The organism is Kroppenstedtia guangzhouensis, from assembly GCF_014637345.1.
Taxonomy (GTDB): domain Bacteria; phylum Bacillota; class Bacilli; order Thermoactinomycetales; family DSM-45169; genus Kroppenstedtia; species Kroppenstedtia guangzhouensis.
Genome location: NZ_BMEX01000056.1, coordinates 1 through 1,832, shown reverse-complemented (window position 1 = coordinate 1,832; position 1,832 = coordinate 1). Strand labels below are relative to the sequence as shown.

Sequence of the window (1,832 nt, the reverse complement as noted above, 5' to 3'; positions counted from 1 at the left end):
TCCTTTGCTGAAGTAATATTTGGCGGCTTCTTGGATCAGTTCGTGGGTATATGCGGCTTTACTCCTGTCCTTCATCATATCCTGTATTTCTTCCAATCGAGCCCGTAACTGGTCCTCTTTTTCTTTCAGTTCCCGGATCGACTCCCGCACCTCTTCCTCAGAGATGTCCATTCCTTGAGCAAAGAGGTTTAATAATCGCTTCCGTCCTTTTTTTGTCTTTTCGATCTCTTTCTCCAACCGATCCATCTCCATCTCTTCAAAGGAGGAAGAAGGAATATCCGACATCTCTTCGGCAGCCGCCGCGATTTCTTTTGGAGTGTTCAGCCAATGAACGATCTGTCCCCATACCTGTTGGTCCAGTTCTTCACACTTTACCCGCCGGCCACACCCTGGATATTTAGCTCCGGAATAGTTTTTGATGTCGGTGTACTCATACACATATTTCCCCCAATTTTTAGCCCTGCGTCCGGTCATTGTGTTGTGGCAATCCCCACAACGGATCAGACCACTTAACAGGTACTCACGTCTCCCTTTTTTCGCCCATCTCCGTCGGGATTCTTTCAATAGACTCTGCGCGTGATAAAAAACAGTTTCATCCACAATCGACGGACAAGGCACCTTGATCCATTCTTCCTTGGGACGCTCCCGCATTCGTACCCGCTCTTCAGATGATTTGAACTGATTCCCCAGCATTCCCTCTGTATTCCATTTGTTCTGGTAGAACTCTCCTATATAGGCCTGGTTCATCAATATCTGGCGAACCACTTGACGATGCCAAACTTTCGCTCCACGTTTTGTCGGGATGTTTTGCTCCGTCAGGTAGCGTGCAATGCCGTTTATACCCTTTACCCGGTTATTCGGCTTTGTAAAGAGATCGAAGATCAAACGGACCACTTTGGCCTCTTCATCATTGATGACAAAAGATTCTTTTTCTTTGTCATAATTGTACCCATATACTTTAAAATCCCTCAGTACTTTCCCCTGTCGGGCTTTCTGTTTCCTCCCCCGGGTCATCCGCTCATTGATTTTGGCTTTTTCAAACTCCGAGATGGCTCCGCGCATACTGTAAAACAATTGTCCCTCAGGGGTTCTGGCATACTCACCGTTTACAAAAACCAACGGTACGCCTTGACGGTCCAACTCTTCCGTTACGATCAACTGATTCATCAGTTTTCGGGACAATCGGTCGGGATCCAGGCAGACCACTCTTGTAATCAGCCCTTTCTTGATATCTTCCCGGAGTTTGCTCAATCCCGGCCGATCCAGAAACTCCCCCGAAACCCCTTCATCGACGTATTCAATCACCTCCTCTGTCCCTGCTTTCTTCCGACAATCCCGAATCTGATCCTTGATGCTGTATCCCCTTTTCGCCGACTCCTCTGTACTGACTCGAACATAGATTCCTACCACTTCCCAACTTCTCCCTCCTGTACTTTTGGGCAAGATAAGCATAACAAGCCCGCCTAATTTTGTAAGTGGAATCACCTTCGATAATTTTTAAATGCATCTATGCATCACCCGTAAAAGGGTATGCAGATACCGCATGTCTGCTTTCCTATGGGTATTCATTGGACAAAAAGCTCAACGGCGGCTAGTGCCCTGTCCAGGATTATAATTCTTCAAAAGGGGAATAACCTTCTGTGAAAACCGATGTTTTCACGGGAGGGATCGGTATGGCCATCTATGTACGAAAATTGAATGAAAAAGAAGGAAATGAACTCCTCCAAGTCAGTCGAAGAGGAACCCACCCGGTATGCGTGCGTCGCTCGCTCGTGATCCTCGCCTCGGCTCAAAGGATGAAGGTTCCCGAAATCTCCCGTCTTTACCATATG

Annotated in this window: 1 protein-coding gene; it reads right to left on the bottom strand. The window is 47.2% G+C overall.

All coding sequences use genetic code 11. From position 1 onward, the window contains the following. Window positions 1-1,452 (bottom strand): recombinase family protein (locus IEV46_RS17720; RefSeq protein WP_373284652.1); only part of this gene is annotated, 1,452 nt, incomplete at its 3' end. Window positions 1,453-1,832: the final 380 nt, after the last annotated feature.